This window comes from Salipaludibacillus keqinensis, assembly GCF_003226325.1.
Taxonomy (GTDB): Bacteria; Bacillota; Bacilli; order Bacillales; family Salisediminibacteriaceae; genus Salipaludibacillus; species Salipaludibacillus keqinensis.
Genome location: NZ_PDOD01000005.1, coordinates 179,319 through 194,308 on the forward strand (window position 1 = coordinate 179,319; position 14,990 = coordinate 194,308).

At 40.2% G+C, this 14,990-nt stretch carries 14 protein-coding genes; 8 read left to right on the forward strand and 6 right to left on the reverse strand.

All coding sequences use genetic code 11. From position 1 onward, the window contains the following. Window positions 1-103: 103 nt before the first annotated feature. On the reverse strand, window positions 104-901 hold the full coding sequence (locus CR194_RS17625) for a YihY/virulence factor BrkB family protein (RefSeq protein ID WP_158282306.1): 798 nt from the start codon (window positions 899-901) through the stop codon (window positions 104-106). A 179-nt stretch (window positions 902-1,080) separates the two neighbouring features. Between CR194_RS17625 and CR194_RS17630 the strand changes: the two genes are divergently transcribed. Then, a complete protein-coding gene (locus tag CR194_RS17630) occupies window positions 1,081-1,284 on the forward strand; it encodes a YwbE family protein (RefSeq protein WP_110611488.1) in 204 nt (67 codons plus the stop codon). Between the two features lie 203 nt (window positions 1,285-1,487). Here the strand turns inward: CR194_RS17630 and CR194_RS17635 are convergent, their stop codons facing one another. Then, on the reverse strand, window positions 1,488-2,657 hold the full coding sequence (locus tag CR194_RS17635; RefSeq protein ID WP_110611490.1) for a MalY/PatB family protein: 1,170 nt from the start codon (window positions 2,655-2,657) through the stop codon (window positions 1,488-1,490). Between the two features lie 211 nt (window positions 2,658-2,868). Here CR194_RS17635 and CR194_RS17640 point away from each other — a divergent pair, with 211 nt between their 5' ends. From CR194_RS17640 to CR194_RS17650, 3 genes are all read left to right on the forward strand, one after another. Continuing rightward, window positions 2,869-3,216, forward strand: a complete 348-nt coding sequence (locus CR194_RS17640) for a hypothetical protein (RefSeq protein WP_110611491.1) — start codon at window positions 2,869-2,871, stop codon at window positions 3,214-3,216. 93 nt (window positions 3,217-3,309) lie between these two features. Further along, a complete protein-coding gene (locus tag CR194_RS17645) occupies window positions 3,310-3,927 on the forward strand; it encodes a DUF4352 domain-containing protein (protein ID WP_110611493.1) in 618 nt (205 codons plus the stop codon). Between the two features lie 111 nt (window positions 3,928-4,038). Continuing rightward, a complete protein-coding gene (locus CR194_RS17650) occupies window positions 4,039-5,031 on the forward strand; it encodes a helix-turn-helix transcriptional regulator (RefSeq protein WP_110611495.1) in 993 nt (330 codons plus the stop codon). Between the two features lie 411 nt (window positions 5,032-5,442). Here the strand turns inward: CR194_RS17650 and CR194_RS17655 are convergent, their stop codons facing one another. Further along, entirely contained in the window at window positions 5,443-5,799 is a 357-nt protein-coding gene (locus tag CR194_RS17655; RefSeq protein WP_110611497.1) for a group I truncated hemoglobin, read from the reverse strand. A gap of 178 nt (window positions 5,800-5,977) precedes the next feature. On the opposite strand from CR194_RS17655, the gene CR194_RS17660 reads away from it, so the two are divergent. Beyond that, window positions 5,978-6,706 carry a DUF3784 domain-containing protein gene (locus tag CR194_RS17660; RefSeq protein WP_158282307.1) on the forward strand — a complete coding sequence of 243 codons (729 nt, stop codon included), beginning with the start codon at window positions 5,978-5,980 and terminating at the stop codon, window positions 6,704-6,706. 814 nt (window positions 6,707-7,520) lie between these two features. Here CR194_RS17660 and CR194_RS17665 read toward each other — a convergent pair. Continuing rightward, complete coding sequence (locus CR194_RS17665; protein WP_110611501.1) at window positions 7,521-8,939, reverse strand: MBL fold metallo-hydrolase; 1,419 nt, start codon at window positions 8,937-8,939, stop codon at window positions 7,521-7,523. A 222-nt stretch (window positions 8,940-9,161) separates the two neighbouring features. On the opposite strand from CR194_RS17665, the gene modA reads away from it, so the two are divergent. From modA to CR194_RS17680, 3 genes are read left to right on the forward strand one after another with little or no spacing between them, the layout of a single operon-like run. Continuing rightward, window positions 9,162-9,932, forward strand: coding sequence for a molybdate ABC transporter substrate-binding protein (modA, locus tag CR194_RS17670; protein WP_110611503.1), 771 nt, complete (start codon window positions 9,162-9,164; stop codon window positions 9,930-9,932). Between the two features lie 3 nt (window positions 9,933-9,935). Beyond that, window positions 9,936-10,607 (forward strand): molybdate ABC transporter permease subunit, encoded by a 672-nt coding sequence (modB, locus tag CR194_RS17675; RefSeq protein WP_110611504.1) that lies wholly within the window; start codon window positions 9,936-9,938, stop codon window positions 10,605-10,607. A 6-nt stretch (window positions 10,608-10,613) separates the two neighbouring features. Further along, the gene (locus CR194_RS17680) at window positions 10,614-11,669 is read left to right on the forward strand and encodes a sulfate/molybdate ABC transporter ATP-binding protein (protein WP_110611506.1); all 1,056 of its coding nucleotides are present in this window, start codon (window positions 10,614-10,616) and stop codon (window positions 11,667-11,669) included. Between the two features lie 105 nt (window positions 11,670-11,774). Here the strand turns inward: CR194_RS17680 and CR194_RS17685 are convergent, their stop codons facing one another. Further along, window positions 11,775-13,688 (reverse strand): gamma-glutamyltransferase family protein, encoded by a 1,914-nt coding sequence (locus tag CR194_RS17685; protein ID WP_110611508.1) that lies wholly within the window; start codon window positions 13,686-13,688, stop codon window positions 11,775-11,777. Continuing rightward, window positions 13,685-14,983: a CapA family protein gene (locus CR194_RS17690; protein ID WP_110611510.1), complete on the reverse strand. Its 1,299-nt coding sequence runs from the start codon at window positions 14,981-14,983 to the stop codon at window positions 13,685-13,687. Before CR194_RS17690 ends, CR194_RS17685 begins: the two co-directional genes overlap by 4 nt. Window positions 14,984-14,990 lie beyond the last annotated feature (7 nt).

The following is a 14,990-nucleotide window of genomic DNA, read 5'->3' on the forward strand; positions in this document are numbered from 1 at the left end:
TGTCATATTCCATTAAGGCTATCAGATAAAAAAGGGAGAAGCTATCCAAAGTGGACGGCTTCTCTCTTTAAGTCGGAGGGAATAAGCGGCTTAGTTCACCTTTTTATCTGAAAATACGATCATGTTCCTCTTTTAAGATGGCATTAATTTCTCCGCCGATGAGGATAATGATGGACGAAAGATGGAACCAAATCATTAAGGCAATGACCGTACCAATTGTTCCGTATGTTGCTGAATAATCTGCAAACCTGTTCAAATAAATGGAAAAGCCAAAGGAAGTCAGTTGCCATCCCATCGTCGCAAAAATGGCCCCTAAATAAACTTCCTTTATGCCTAGCCTTGTATTGGGACCGACTAAATAAAGAATTAATAAAACAGAAAAAATGATTGCCGTACTTAATAGCCAGCGAAAAAGATCAGCGTCAAAAATGAAGAAGTCAATGGCGATATAGTCTTTTAAGAATGAACCGACTACTTGTAAGCTTAGGGCTATAATGACGACTGCAAACATGCCAATTGTAAGTCCAATCGAGATGAGCCTTGCCAAGACCAAGCCCCTTCTTTCTGTTACATCGTAAGCTAAGTTAAGTGCTCGTAAAATTGAATTTAAAGCAAGAGACGCAGTCCAAAGGGTAAACAATAATCCTAATGAGAGAATCCCGGTATTTTGATTATTGGTCAAAACCTCCCATTGATTCTCAATGACATCCAACACACCTGGAGGAACGTAAGCGATCTGAAGCAGACGGTAAACATCATTGAACGTAAATGGAGAAAAAGAGAGCAAACTGATAACGAAGATCAAGAATGGAAATAAAGACAACAGGAAAAAATAAGCGCATTGTGCTCCTAAGTCAATTAATCCATGTTCATTAAAGCGTTTTACCAAAAGTTTAAGCACGTTACACCTCCTCGCTACGGATCTCATTTATACACACCGACCAAATAAACTCTTCTTGTGTTTGTATTACCATTCCCGTAAAGTTGAAATCGGAACCGAAAAAACGATCAAGAAGATTCCATGCAGGATGACTTAGCAAAAAGACATCGTTTTTGGAAAAAGAAAGGAAGTTATATCACATGAACGGACAAAATCGAAGCAACATTAAACCAGGTATCGAAGTCGATATCGTATTAAAGCAAGATCAACGAAGCGGCAAAGTAACAAGGGGAGTGGTCAAAGACCTATTGACTAAGTCTCCAAATCATCCCCACGGGATCAAGGTGCGTTTGCAAGATGGTCAAGTGGGCCGGGTCAAACATATCTATTCAGATAGCGAGTAAAAAACGGTATGGTAATTCATACAAACACAAGCAAGCAAACGAAAAGAGAAGCTTGCCTGCCCCCACGTGACTGTACTTCTTGTACACTTTCTCATCCTATGTCTACATTATGATGAATTTGTCCAATTAATAACTGGGAAGCCGTTTTTCCTATAAAATACACAATAAATCCGCAAACCAGCACAAGGTTTGCGGATTTATCGTTAAGGCTTTATTGCTTTCTTCATTCTTTCAAGCCCTTCCAAAAGTGTGCTTCGTGGGCAAGCTACGTTCATTCGAACAAAACCTTCGCCGCCTTTACCAAAACTAGTCCCAGGATTGAATCCTACCTTACCTTCTTCAACGAATAAGTGGTTCAACTTCGCGTCAGAAAGACCTAGCTTCCGGCAGTCAATCCACAGTAAGTACGTTGCTTGTGGCTCGATCAGTTTCAATTCAGGAAGTTGTTCATTTAGAAAATCTTTAACTATTTGTATATTACCTTCCAAATAGCGAAGCAGATCATCTAGCCATTCCTTTCCGTGTCGATAGGCAGCTTCCATAGCAATGATACCAAATGTATTTAACGTAAAAGAACCTTGCTGTTGATCGACAGCTGCGATTTTTTTACGAAAGGATTCATTGGAACTAATGATGACAGATGATTGTAGACCTGCTAAATTAAATGTTTTACTAGGGGCCATTAACGTAATCGTTTGATCTGCAATTTCAGGAGACAATGATGCCATAGGAATGTGTTTATGTGGTTTGAATAAAAGGTCTGAGTGAATTTCATCAGAGACGATGATGACATCGTTTTCCAAACAAAGGTCAGCCATTTTCGTTAGTTCATCTTTTGTCCAAACCCTCCCAGTAGGATTATGAGGATGACAAAGCAAAAACATAGAGACACCATTCTTCAATGACTGTTCAAAGGCGTCGAAATCAATCTCATATTGCTCCTCATTTTTAACTAGCGGACAGTTTTCGACTTCACGATTGTTGGCCTTCACCATCGAGAAGAAGGGTGGATAGACAGGTGATTGAACGAGAACTTTATCACCCGGTTCGGTTAAAGCGGTGATCGCTTTACCGATGGATGGAACCACGCCGGGGCTATAAGAAATCCAATCATGTTTAATGTACCAATCGTGTCGGCTACTCATCCAAGCAGTAATTGCTTCATTGACAGAATCACCAACAAAGGTGTATCCGAAAATCCCGTGCTCCATTCTTTGTTGAAGAGCGTCGGTGACAGCTTTTGGCGGGCGGAAATCCATATCAGCCACCCACAATGGTAGGACGTCGTCGTTTGTTTTAAACACTTCTTTTGTCCGCTCCCATTTCACAGAAGAGGTACCGAAACGATCAATGTTGTGCTCGAAAAAGTCCATCTAATCATCCTTTCAAATATGTAGAATTAAAAAGTTATTAATCAAAGTATATAAGGAATTGCCATCGGGAAGCAAAGTAAACACTCCGCCACGATTTGATACTCTTTTCGATTTATCTGAAACCCTATACCGCAACGTCCTATTCTTCCTAGTTAATTTCTCTTGACTCTATTACAATAGGGGGGACTATTAAACGAAGGGAAGACGTCAGTTGAAAAAAACATTTCATTTTATCTTGGAGTTGTTCCGGATTATTTTCATCCTATTTATTCTATTGTTTGGGTACAGTTTCTTGAATACTTTCCTCATAGAAGCGTTAGGAGGCTTTGAGCTTATTGAGGGCACAAATATAGCTACAGTGTTCTTTTTGCTGCAAACAGCAGGAATTTTACTGCTTATAACCATCATCTATCGCAATAAATTACAGTTTTCTGGTTGGTATACAAGCGATCACCTCAAACCCTTTTCTAAAAAAAGAACTCAAATTTTTCTATTGCTTAGTGTTGTCGCGATTGGGGGCTCTTATTTAATTTTGCTGGCTCGAATGCTTACGGTATAAATTTCTTCATGCAAACTTCTATTCCCTGACAGTTACTGTCACCTATCTCTTTAAACTAAGAATTGTAAGTAATACAAAAAAAGGGGTAGATGCATGATGAAAAAAGTACGTTGGATATTAATTAGTTTAGGTGTTGTCCTAGTGTTATCGGCATGCGAAGAATCATCAATAGAGCCGGTTAATCAAGAAGATGGTCAAGAGGAGTCAGCGGAAGCAGCGGAGAATTCAAACAACAATGGTGATGATGAAACTCAAGAATCAAATGAGGAAGTGGAAGAAGAGATTCAATCAAATGAAGAAGAAGTCGTAGAAGAGAAAGACTTAGGAATCGGAAAGACTGTTGATTTTAATGGACTACATGTGACTGTGAAAGAAGCCCGGAAGTATGAAGGCGATGGCGATTGGGAAGTTCCTGAAAATGATTTCTTTATTATCCTAGACGTTAGCATTGAGAACAAAACAGATGAAGAAGCGAACGTTTCAACGATGCTGCAAATGGATTTGGTTGATCCAGATGGATACGCGCAAGGCATAGACTTCATGGTTGATACTCGAGGAAGTCTTGACGGAGAAGTGGGATCTGACAGAACTATGGCTGGAGAAATTGCTTTCGATGTAGAAGAAGCAGATTTTTACGAGTTCATATTTGAAGATCCGTTTATGAGCGGTCAGGCGATCTGGAAATTGGAAGCAAGTGATTTAACTGAATAATAGGAATGACCTGCAAAGGATTGATTCTTTGCAGGTTAGTTGTATATGAAATTTCCAGTTTATTGGATTGATGGTATCATGAAGTCATAGTAGGGTTAAGGAGGCTCAAAGATGGCTAAAAACAAAGGATTTCTTCGTGCAGAACGGTTATTTTACATATTACAGTACTTAACGAATCGGGAAACAGCTACCGCATCAGAATTAGCTGATCATTGTCAAACGTCTGTCAGAAGTATATATCGGGACATGAAGTCCTTGGAGGAGTTAGGGATTTATTATCAGAATGAAGGAAGAAAAGGTTATAAATTACTTTACCAACCAGTACAGACAGGAAGCAGATTAACAAAAGAAGAGTGGATGGCTTTAACGTTGTTTCCAATGCTTTCTGAGGGAATCACCTCTGGTGAACACCCTTTTCATGATGCCTACCGTAAAGGATTGGAAAAAGTCATGAGTTTCGTGCAAACAGGTAGTGGGATTTCTTCATATGGTGGGGGACTTGGGGAACGGATCAGGCTTCATGCAAGACCTAGGGACTCGGCTCAAATAAAAATTATGCCTTCAGTGATCAAGGCAATAACAGAAAATGTGACGATAGATGTTTCATATTACGCCATTCATCGAGACAAAGAAACAAAACGACGGTTAGATCCATATTATTTAGTTCCTCGTGAAGGGCATTTGTATCTTGTAGCTTATTGTCATTTCCGACATGACATTAGAGTCTTTCGTTTAAGTCGATTTCAAGAAGTAAAAGTATCAGAGGAAAAGTTTAAGTTGCCAAAGTCTTTTAACATAGACGATTTTCTCGCTCATCGCTGGTCGATTATCGCCGATGACGATGAGACAAGATTTATCGTTCGTTTCTCTGAGAAGGTAGCTCGGTATGTCCTTGAAGGGGAGTATCATGTAGAGACAAAACGGAAGATGCAGGAAGACGGTTCCTTACTATTAACCGTAACGGTCCACAGTCACCAAGAATTTCTTCGCTGGGTTAGGGCATTTGGAAAAGATGCCGAAGTGATCGAGCCCGTTAACGTACGAGAGCAATTGGCTGCAGAATTTGCTCAGATGGTAAGGATTTATCAAGATAGCAGTAGGTAATAACTATTGATGAATAAGGGATATAGCTTACTGAACCTCCTAGCGATAAATGCTCCTCTTTAAATTACGGATTATACGCAAAAAATCTATTCAATCAAAGATATGAAGCATAAAAAAAGAGAGTGTCCCAAAGGCTGTCATAAGCAGCTTTGGTGAGACACCTCTTTTTTATGTTTATTTTAAATATAGTGTAGCAATACTAAACGGATCAGGACGAAAACGAGAGTAATCAAGAGGAAATGAAAGGATTCAGGACGGATGGTGCTAAGCAGGTGCTACCAGGTCAGCACCTATCTAGCATGACCAAACGGATCAGGATGAAAACAAGAGGAATAAAAAGGAAAATAGAATTGCTAAATTAGAGGAGGTCCCAAAAGTAAAAACTTTTGGGACCTCCTCTTTCTGTGCGTGTTATTTTTCAATAATATGTGGAGCTAGACCACCTATCTTCTCCATGACTATAGCAATATCTTCATCAGCAACATTTAATTCTTCTAAAGTCTGTTGCAAATGATGAGCAATAGCTTGAAAGTGCTCAGGCTGAATGTTCATACCCTCATGAGCCTTTTCCATGCTTGTTCCTCCATATTGATTTGGGCCTCCAAGAGCATAGGAAAGAAACTTTGTCTGATGGTCACGCTGCTTGTCCATATTTGTTTCAATAAAAAAGTGATTCACCGTATTGTCTGCTAAAACTCTATCATAAAATTTTTCAACAGCTATTCGAATAGCTGGTTCACCGCCAATTTTTTCGTATAAAGTTGCCATGGTGGGGTCATCTCCTTTAAGTAATGTGATATATGCACTATGTTAACATTGTATAGCACAAAGAGGATACGGTGCAGTGATATAGATCACAATTGGGGTATTCTGAATGAGAGAGTATGGTTATATAATTAAGGTAGAACTAGTTGAAAAGATATTGGTGGTAGGGAGGTGGATGAAAATGATTTTCCTAATGATCATTCAGTTATTTATGATGGGGTTATTTTTTCTCTTTGGTTTTCTCATTCTAAATAAGAAAATGTATGGGTTAATTTCAGGGTTTTCGAACAAATCCGAGGAGGAACAGAGCGAGCTGATTAGCAATGGTTTCCCACAAACAATTGCTAAGGGCTTTATAAACACAGGGTGGATTCTGGTGATAGGACTTATTTTAGTTGGATTTGGAGTTCCTTACGTGATTGAAATTTCTTGGTTTGTCATGATTGTCTATCTATTTGGATATCTACTTTATGCAAACAAATTGGATTTGAAGAGAGTAAGGAAACGTAATGCATTTTTTTTGAGTGGAACGTTGGTTTTCACAAGCATCATTCTAGTTATTGTATTTTATGCTGGTTTATCCTCGAATACCATTATCTTCACAGAAACCGAAGTAATGATTGACGGATCTTATGGTGTGGAGTGGGACTTGGAGGAAGTGACTTCGACGACATTAATGGATGACCTCCCTAATATTCAGATGAAAATGAACGGTTTTTCTTTTTACGACCGGGCAAAAGGAAGATTTCGACTAGATGGATTAGGAAATGGACTTTTGTTCGTGTATCTTGATCAGACACCGTTTTTATTAATCGAACAGGAAGATGATTTTATCATTATCAATTCAAAGAACCCTCAAGAGACTGAAGAGTGGTATGAAGAATTGCAAGTAAAATTACATGAAAAATAAACAAAACATCTCCGGTTTATGCTACCGGGGATGTTTCTCGTTAACACCAGAGGGGACTCAACCATGTCACTTCTGCATTCTGTTTCGTTTGATTGTCCCTTCACTTTGGACAGGGCTCACATGATTTCATTAACAGATGAGAAAGTGAGTTGCTTCCGTAGAAGTATTATCTCTTACTCATTGGTTCGAAAACTGGGGTTCAATTCAGTTATTCATTCTCCATGTGCTTTTTTAACTTGATATTATGCAATCACCAAGCAAGGTAAGCGACACTTCCTCAAATGTATAAACTTCTTTGACCACGCTTCTTGATCTAATGGATGATTAAGAATAAGCCTCGAACAGGTCTCGTTCATTTTTGGAACCAACCAAGTGATTGAGTCTCCTACGGTGTTAACATTACTCTTATTCTATCTATACCCGCTTATCAGAAAAATAATGTGTCTATTTTGTGAACATTCAGAATTTTTAAGGGGCGACGGTGAGGTTTTTGTAGTTCATATTAATTGGTCGCCTCTAGATCCGTCTAGCACGCCTACCTATTCCAAGGTAATCATATGTAGTTTTATAGATCCATCAGGTTAAAAAATATATTTGTCTGAAAAATGTAAGAGGGTGCCCCAAAAGTAAAACCTTTTGGGGCGCCCTCTAATTTAGCAATTTTATTTCCTCTTGATTAATCATATTTTCGTCTTGATCCATTGGGTCACGCGCTACGTAGGTGCTGCACTTTAACCGCAAGAACCGTCCCCCTGGTTATAGTCCCCCTGGTTATAAGGCTGTCTGAAATCAGACAGCCTTATTAAGCAGCGAGTTATGACTCAGTAGGTAACTCCTCTTTTTTCCAACGCATAAATCCACCTTTGATATTTTTAACATCGTATCCTTTGCTTTTTAAAATACTTGTAGCAATGGCCGAACGGGCTCCTGAGCCACAATATAAAGCCATTGTGTGATCAGCCAGTTGATCGCCCTTTTCTGGTAAGTGATTTAATACCATGTGCTTGGCGTCTTTTACATGCTCAGCTTCAAATTCGTGGTCTTCTCGCACATCGAGAATCTGAAGATCGCCATTTTTTTGCATGTTCATGGCTGTTTCAGGGGAGATGACGTCATATTGGTCGGTTCCATGCTCTTTCTCAAAGCTTTCCACAATCGATGGAGTGAAAAATCCTTCAGTTGTGTCTAAACCAATGGCGTTCATTGCTTCCACAATCTGAGGGAAATGTTCAGGTTCAGCGATGAAAAACAATGGTTTATCATATGAAATTAAAGATCCGATCCAGTTCGTAAAAGATGAGTCATAGGCAATGTTAAGCGTACCTGGAATGTGAGATTGTGCAAAAGACTCTTTACTACGGGAGTCGACAACGGTCGTGTCACTATCTAATACTTGCTTGATCTTCTTTACATTGCTCCCGTATCGGAGAGGCGTTCTTTGATCCCGAAGGAGTGGAGCCCCATATTTATTTACTTTTTTCATGATTGCGAAATAGGCCGGGGGCACTGGTTGTTCATCTAATAAAAAGTCACTAAAGCTGTTTACGTTATCAAATTGAAACGCAGGATTTGTGTTTATTTCGTAGCCGAGTGTTGTCGTTGGAATAGATCCTAACGATTTTCCACAAGCACTTCCAGCACCGTGTCCTGGCCATATTTGAAGGGTTGGATCCATTTTTTTCGCTTTTTCAATAGAATGAAACATATCTTTCGCACCTTTAGAAGCTGAATCCTTCACTCCTGCTGCTTTTTCTAATAGGTCTGGGCGCCCGACATCACCTACAAAAATAAAGTCTCCGGTAAACATTCCCAGTGGATGGTCTGACGCTGCACCATCGGTTAACAAATAACTAACGTGTTCGGGAGTGTGTCCTGGTGTATGAAGGACATTAAAGGTGACGTTTCCAATCTTCACTTCGTCGCCATCACGAACTCCATGTGTTGAAAGGGAAGAGTCAAATGAATACTCCGCACTGCTGTCTCCTTCACCTTCTAATGAATAATAGATTGTGGCCGATGCACGTTCGGCTAACTCACGAGACCCGGATACGAAATCTGCATGAATATGTGTTTCTAAGACTTTCGTAATCGTTAATCCTTCTTTTTCAGCTGTGTCGAAATAAGCATCAATGTTTCTTGATGGGTCAACGATCGCTGCTTCACCGGTTTTTTGACAGCCTACCATGTAAGAAGCTTGAGCCAATGCATCATCATAAAAGTATTTTAAAAGCATACATACGTCCTCCTTATTTTCAGTCATTCCTCTATACACTATGGGGTAACCGAAAATGAGTTATTTTAAACAACAATCTCAAAATTACACTGTAGTGAAAGACGATAATGGGATAAATTCGATTTATTGTAATACTTGATTATGTGAGGAAATGGGAGACGATCAATTCTCATGATATAATTAACAAAGAGAAGAGAGAGAAATGGTAGTGGAGGTATCAAATTGAACAAATTATTATTTTCTGGTTTGGTTCTAGTAGGGATTATGACCGGGTGCGCTGAATCGGAGACAGAATCAACTGACATTACCGTTGCTGCCGCGTCTGACTTAGTGCCGGCGTTCAATGAAATAGCTGATTTATTTGAAGAGGAACGTGGTGTTTCAGTTAATTTTTCATTTGGTTCTACAGGACAACTTGCTGATCAGATAGAAAACGGTGCGCCGTTTGACGTATTTGCGGCCGCCAATGTATCTTTTATTGACAGGTTAGTGGAAAGTGGTGATATCTTGGAAGATTCCAAGCAAACCTATGCCTTTGGTAGAATTGGACTCGCCTCTATGAAGGATGAAGATATACATATAGATACGATAGAAGAATTAACTTCTAATCAAATTAGACATATATCGATTGCCAATCCTGATCATGCTCCCTATGGTTTAGCAGCGAAGCAGGCATTGCAATCTGCTAAGGTTTGGGAAGAGGTAGAAGGGAAGTTAGTTTTAGGCAGAAATATTACGGATGCGCTGACTCAATTGGAAACAGGGAATGCAGAAGTCGGAATTATAGCTTTATCTTTATTTAAAGCACAACAAGACGAGCTTTCTTTCACGTTGTTAGAGGAGGAGTTGCATGAACCATTGGAGCAGGCCATTGGTGTAATCGAGAGAACAGAGCATGAAGAAGAGGGGCGAGAATTCATTGCTTTCATTCAGGAAGGCAGCGGAAAAGAGATTATGGAAAAGTACGGATTTGTCGTGCCGGGGGAACAATAACAAATGGGAGAGATTAATTTATTCCCATTGTTCTTGTCCCTGCGAGTTTCATTGACTGCTACAATTTTGGCTATTATTATTGGCTTACCTATCGCTTATTACTTAAATCGATCCAAGTCTCGACTGTCTGATATAGTGGATACGATTATCACGCTTCCGATTGTTCTTCCACCGACCGTTCTTGGCTATTATTTGCTTGTGTTACTTGGCAGGAATAGCCCTATAGGTAGGTTTCTTGAAGAATATTTTGGAATGACCATTGTATTTACACCGACGGGGGCTGTGATAGCCGCTCTTGTCGTCTCAATTCCTTTTATGATTAAATCATCAAAGACCGCTTTTGCCTCAATCCAGCCAGAATTTATTCATTCAGCGGAGATTCTTGGTCGAACGAAGCTAAACATTTTTTTTACAATTATGATGCCATTAGCGTGGAGAGGGATTGTAGCTGGAATTACTCTCACTTTCGCAAGAGCTTTAGGCGATTTTGGGGCAACGCTAATGATAGCAGGAAGCATTCCAAATGAAACGATGACCATGCCTATTGCCATATATGATGCTCTCTTAGCAGGAGATCGGGCACTAGCCAATACACTCGTCTTAATTATGACATTCGTCTCTTTGACGATTCTGTACTTTATTAACCGTTTGGAAAAAAGAGTGATACAAGGATGATACCTCATGCTAGATGTAAACATAAAGAAATCATACAACTCCTTTCAATTAAATATTGAATTTCAAGCGAATCCAGGGATTACTGGAATACTTGGCCCATCTGGATGCGGCAAGTCGCTAACCCTTCAATCTCTAGCAGGAATTATGAAGCCGGATAAAGGGAAGATAACCATGAATCAACAAACGTGGTATGATTCTGGCCGGACGTTCTGGAAACCACAACAACGAAAAGTAGGTTATTTGTTTCAAAACTACGCCTTGTTTCCTCACCTCACCGTCGAACAAAATATTGCCTATGGTTTAAAAGGGATGCTTAAACACGAGAAGAACCAACGGGTAGAAAAATGGCTGAAGACGATTCAACTTGAAACGTATAAAGATCGTCATCCATCCAAGTTGTCAGGGGGTCAACAGCAGCGAGTTGCCTTAGCCAGATCGATGATTACCGAACCACAACTTTTACTATTAGACGAACCGTTCTCAGCATTAGATCAACATATACGTCATTCGTTAGAGGAAGATTTGCGAAGAATCATTGATGAAACGTTCCACGGTGTAGTGCTTCTCGTTACCCACAACATTGAAGAAGCTTTTCGCATGTGCAATTCAATCATGCTGTTGAATGAGGGAGAGGTCATTCAAAAAGGGGATCGAAGAGACGTGTTAAAGATTCCTGCATCTAAGAAAGCTGCAGAAATTGTTGGCTGTGAGAACGTATTTAAGGTCTCCTCTTGGGAAAAAGAAGGATTATCGATCAAGGTAAATACACATGGACATATTTTTCAGTTAAAGAAGCAAAAAGTAGAAAACCTCGCTCATATCGGGATTCGTAGTGACGACGTCAGAATAACGACTTGGAAAGGCACTGACGATAACTGTTTTCCTGGAGAAATTCTACATATAACCGAAGGAGTTAAATCTTTTAAACATACAGTGCGCGTTGGTAGCCTTTCAGTACACATTGAGGAAGTTAATCAAGAAGAGGCAAATCTACGATGGAAAGTCGGCGATCGATGTTATGTCACTTTCCCTCAGGAAAAGCTGATTTGTATGGAGAAATAAAAATTATGTAAGCTATAAACGGTATCTTCAAGGTAGTGTTTAAATTGGATGAATACAATAAACCCCGCTATGAAATCTCATAGCGGGGTTTATCATATATAATAATTATTCTTCTACTTCAATTTGCCATGACCCTCGTCTGCGAGGATCACCGCCGCCATACATACCTTCTACACGGCCATTCTCATCAAGAACAACACCAAGACCTTGAATCCCTCCATAGAATAGAGGAGAACCATGCTCGAGTACGGAATAGTTCATGCCTCTTAAGAGGGTAGTCACTTCCTCTTCTAATCTTGCTTCCACGTGAACAACGCCATCTTCCGTATAGAAACGAGGGTTCTGAATCGCTTCTTGTAAACTCAAGGTTTCCTGATCTTCATTCAGTCCATGCTGGTAGCGCATGATTGTTTGGAAGACCATAGCAGGAATACGTCGTCCACCTGGTGAACCAATACCAAGAACGGCTTGATCTTGTTCTTCAAAGATCATTGGAGCCACGAACGTTCGAGGACGTTTACCAGGTTCGTAAGAATTAGGAGATTCTGGATTATCACTAAAGTTTTCCATTTGACTATTGATGAAAATCCCATTCTTATATCGTCCCGCACCGAAAAATTGTCCGAGAGAATGTGTTGCTGAAACCATCCTGCCTTCTTTGTCCACAATGACAAAGTGAGTTGTCAGTCTAGAATCTTTTTGCTCTCCAGGAGAATCGTATAAATGAGCAGTTTCTCCAGCTGACGCTTGATTATTGTTATCGTAAATTTGCTGCAACAGAGTTTCAACCGTTTCGTTCGTGGTAAACTCAGAGTGGTCGATTGTTTCAAACTCAGGGTCACCTAACGTGTCTAATCTACTTGAATAAGTCGCTCTCGTAATTTCAGTGATCAGGTGGATATATTGATGTTGGTGTTCTTCGTAGTTCATTAGATCACCTAGCTGTGCATCTCTATCCGTGATCCCATCTTCAGTTAATTTTTCTTGAAGTTCAGTGTACTCTTCATCAGTTAATACTTGCTGCAAGTCAAATTGATCAGCCATTTGCAAGGCCTGTACGACGACCGTTCCAGAAGAAGGCGAAGGACCGCCATGGACAATTTGACTACCTAATTCAGCAGATACAGTCTCTGTCGTTTGAGCTTCATAGGAGGTGAGGTCTTCAGAAGTAAATTCAAATCTATTTTGTAAAATATCTCCTATTTCTCCTTCATAGAAACCTGCCGCCCCATTCTCTTGAATAACTGCTAATGTATCAGCAAGCTCTTGTTGTACTAAGGTGTCATTCACTTGGATCGCTTGACCTTCAGGGTAGTATAATTCTCTAATATGAGCATCTTCCTCATCGAACTGTACATATCTAGTGGAGTTAGCTATTTGCTCGTGTAAAACCTCGCCCACTTGAAACCCTTCTTCTGCCGCTTCGATCGCAGGAGCAAGCAAAGAATCCCAACTAGCATTTTCATGTCCAGAACCAAGTTCTTGATGAACCTTTTCCATTCCTTTTACTAAACCAGGTACAGCAAAGGATTGACCTCCGCTTAGAGGTGCAGCTTCACGATAATCATACGTGACGGCGCCTTGCTCTGGATCGTGAACGAGCATGAGACCGCCTCCGCCAATACCAGAACCATAAGGCTCAACGACATTAAGCATAAAGGATACAGCCACGGCAGCATCAACGGCATTTCCACCGTCTTCGATAATTTTCATACCAATATCGGCTGCAAGTGGATGGATTGAGCTGACACCGTAAACACCAACCCGTTCTTCCTCTATCGCTGCTTCTTCATCATTGTTTAAATTCGAATTGTTCTCTGCATTATTGTTGTTTACGTTTTCTGACGTATCTTGCCCGACACTAACCGAATCGACTTGGCGATCTTGAAAATCACTTCCTGAATAAGGCTCGCGATATTGATCAAATTCCCCTTCGAAATAGAGATTCCAAGCTACTAAACCGATAAAGATAACTCCTGCTAGAAGGTGAGTGACTTTCAAATACCCTTTGTAATTCATGATGTGAGGTCCACTCCTTCCAAAATACCAGCTTCATCCAAATCGATAATTAATCGCCCATCTTCCACAGACCACTCGTTATTTTCCAATTCTTTCCTTAACGTACGGAAGATTCGGAAATCTTGATAGGACTTCGTCAAGCCTGATGTTTCACGAGGTTGGCTGTCTGCTATAGTCATCGGAATGAAAGACAGCTGCTTCGAACCGTCGTCTAAAAAGTCGAGCTGAGCTAATGTTGATTCTTTTGTTCTCGTCCACCCTTGGTCAAAAACAAAGTTACCTAAGCTGTTCATTACAATAGATTTATGGTTTTCATCGAGACTACTAGTCACAGTTGTAATAGGTTCAAGAACATGAGAGTGATGGCCGATAATGATATCTGCTCCAGCATTCGTAAAATATTGAGCATACTCTTCTTGGTTATCATTATATCCTACTTGATATTCGTCTCCCCAATGAGCATGGACCATAACAATATCTGCCCCTCCGCCACCTTCTTCTTCAGAAAGTTTAGCCTGCTCAATCCTATTTCGAACCTCAGTTATTTCATAAAAACTTAAAACTCCGCCTACATATTCTCTTGCGTCAAAACCTCGTACTCTTACTTCAGTAAACCCAATAATACCCACTCTAGTATCCTCATTAATATCGAAGAAAGACACGTCGGCTGCGTCAACCGCACCGGCCTCTCTCTCGTCTTCAGATAGATTGATAGCATCACCGATTCCAAGAGTTTGTATTGGAGAATCAGCAAAATGTTCTAGTGTATCGTTCAGAGACAAGTCTCCATAATCAAGGGTATGGTTATTGGCGAGACTAACACTATCGAAACCTGCGTTTTCAAGGGCTTCAATTGCCCAAGGTTCAGCATAAAGGTGAATGTCTTTATTATATAATTCCGAATCAGACTTCAATGTAGCGAAATCTGGAGCGTCTGGCTCCTCATACCTTTCATGATTTGGATCCAATATAGGAGACTCAAAGTTCCCAGTCACGTAATCGGATTCATGAAAGAAGGGACTGACATAATTAAACACACGATCAATATGCTCATCGCTTCTTACGGCTGCATCATGCACATGCCTGCCCATCATCATATCCCCAACCATAGACATTCTGTATTCAACATTGTCAGGTCTTGTATCAGAAGGGACGTCTGCAGAATAAAACCACTGACTGCCAAAAAAGGGAATCGCTAAAATGCCAAACGCTATGAAGGAATGTATAAGAGCTTTTTCCCGGTGACGGATCTGCATCAACTTCATTTTTTCTTTAAATGTTAATTCTTTAGACATTTATAAA

Excerpts from the sequence above, each read along its gene's own strand:
- CR194_RS17630 (WP_110611488.1), top strand. The coding sequence starts at position 1,081 with ATGAACGGACAAAATCGAAGCAACATTAAACCAGGTATCGAAGTCGAT.
- CR194_RS17635 (WP_110611490.1), bottom strand. The coding sequence starts at position 2,657 with ATGGACTTTTTCGAGCACAACATTGATCGTTTCGGTACCTCTTCTGTG.
- CR194_RS17645 (WP_110611493.1), top strand. The coding sequence starts at position 3,310 with ATGATGAAAAAAGTACGTTGGATATTAATTAGTTTAGGTGTTGTCCTA.
- CR194_RS17650 (WP_110611495.1), top strand. The coding sequence starts at position 4,039 with ATGGCTAAAAACAAAGGATTTCTTCGTGCAGAACGGTTATTTTACATA.
- CR194_RS17655 (WP_110611497.1), bottom strand. The coding sequence starts at position 5,799 with ATGGCAACTTTATACGAAAAAATTGGCGGTGAACCAGCTATTCGAATA.
- CR194_RS17660 (WP_158282307.1), top strand. The coding sequence starts at position 5,978 with ATGATTTTCCTAATGATCATTCAGTTATTTATGATGGGGTTATTTTTT.
- CR194_RS17665 (WP_110611501.1), bottom strand. The coding sequence starts at position 8,939 with ATGCTTTTAAAATACTTTTATGATGATGCATTGGCTCAAGCTTCTTAC.
- modB (WP_110611504.1), top strand. The coding sequence starts at position 9,936 with ATGGGAGAGATTAATTTATTCCCATTGTTCTTGTCCCTGCGAGTTTCA.
- CR194_RS17680 (WP_110611506.1), top strand. The coding sequence starts at position 10,614 with ATGCTAGATGTAAACATAAAGAAATCATACAACTCCTTTCAATTAAAT.
- CR194_RS17685 (WP_110611508.1), bottom strand. The coding sequence starts at position 13,688 with ATGAATTACAAAGGGTATTTGAAAGTCACTCACCTTCTAGCAGGAGTT.
- CR194_RS17690 (WP_110611510.1), bottom strand. The coding sequence starts at position 14,983 with ATGTCTAAAGAATTAACATTTAAAGAAAAAATGAAGTTGATGCAGATC.